Annotated in this window: 1 protein-coding gene; it reads right to left on the minus strand. The window is 73.6% G+C overall.

Annotation, left to right across the window (positions count from 1 at the left end):
• A partial coding sequence (locus JK361_RS40525; RefSeq protein ID WP_201828230.1) for a xanthine dehydrogenase family protein molybdopterin-binding subunit occupies positions 1 to 1,405 on the minus strand: 1,405 nt, incomplete at both ends.

A 1,405-nucleotide genomic window follows, 5' to 3' on the forward strand; every position in this document is an offset into this window, starting at 1 on the left:
CTGGTTGCGTGCGGTGAGCGGGTTGACGATCCGGCCCGCCGCGAAGATGCCGAGCATCCGCCGCACACGCACCTCGCCGGTGGCGGCGTCCACGGCGACCTCGGCGAACTGCGCGCCGAACGAGTGCCGTTCGGCCGGGGCGAGGGCGCCGATGGCCGCGGTCGTGTCGGAGCGTACCGTGATGCCCTCCGGCGGGATCTCGGCCCCCATGGCCAGCCGTTCGCGCAGCTCGGCGGCCGCGGATGTGATCGCCCAGGACCAGGAGCGGGTGCCCATGGAACCGCCGGCGATCATCGCCGGGCCGAAGTCGCTGTCGCCGATGCGGACCCGGACGCGCTCCGTGGGCACCTGGAAGGCGTCGGCGGCGACCAGGGTGAGCGCCGTACGGGCCCCGGTGCCGATGTCGGCCGCCGATATCCGGACGGTGAAGGTGCCATCGGGGTGCGCGGTCGCCGTCGCGGTGGACGGTGCGGCGCCGGAGGGGAAGGAGGCCGCCGCCGTGCCGGTGCCCAGCAGCCAGCGGCCGTCCCTGCGCAGTCCGGGGCGCGGGTCCCGGTCCGCCCAGCCGAACCTGCGGGCGCCCTCGCGGAAGCAGGCGGTCAGATTGCGGCCGACGAACGGCAGCCCGGACACCGGCCCCCTGTCGGGTTCGTTGCGCAGGCGCAGCTCGATCGGGTCGATACCGCACTTCTCGGCGAGTTCGTCGAGCGCGGCCTCCAGCGCGAACGATCCCGGCGCCTCGCCCGGGGCGCGCATGAACGTCGGGGTGGGCACGTCCAGCCGGACGACACGGTTGGCGGTGTGGTGGGCGTCGGCGTCGTACATCACCCGGGCCACCCCGGCGCTCGGCTCGACGAACTCGTGCACCGTGGAGGTGAGGCTGACGGCACGGTGTTCCAGCGCGCGCAGCCGTCCGTCGGCGTCGGCGCCGAGCCGGACGCGCTGGGCGGTGGGGCTGCGGTAGCCGGCCAGGGAGAACATCTGGCGTCGGGTCAGGACGACCCGCACGGGGCGCTGGAGGACGGTGGCGGCCATGACGGCGGCCACCTGGTGGGCGCGCACGCCCTTGCTGCCGAAGCCGCCTCCCACGTGTTCGGAGCGTACGCGCACCGAGGCCGGATCGAGCGAGAAGAGCTTCGCGAGGTCGCCGACGACCCAGGTGGCGCCCTGGTTGGAGTCGATCACTTCGAGCCGGCCGGCGTCCCAGCGGGCGGTCGCCGCATGGGGTTCCATCGGGTTGTGGTGCTCTTCGGGAGTGGTGTACTCGGCGTCCACGACGACGGCCGAAGCGGCCAGTTCGGCGTCGAGGTCGCCCTTCTCCGTGACCGCCGGCATGTGGCCGTCCACGAGGTAGGCGTCCGGGTGCTCGGCGGTGAAGTCGATGTCGTGGGGTTGCTGTTCGTAA

The sequence above is a fragment of the Streptomyces musisoli genome (assembly GCF_016741855.1).
In the GTDB taxonomy this organism is placed as follows: domain Bacteria; phylum Actinomycetota; class Actinomycetes; order Streptomycetales; family Streptomycetaceae; genus Streptomyces; species Streptomyces musisoli.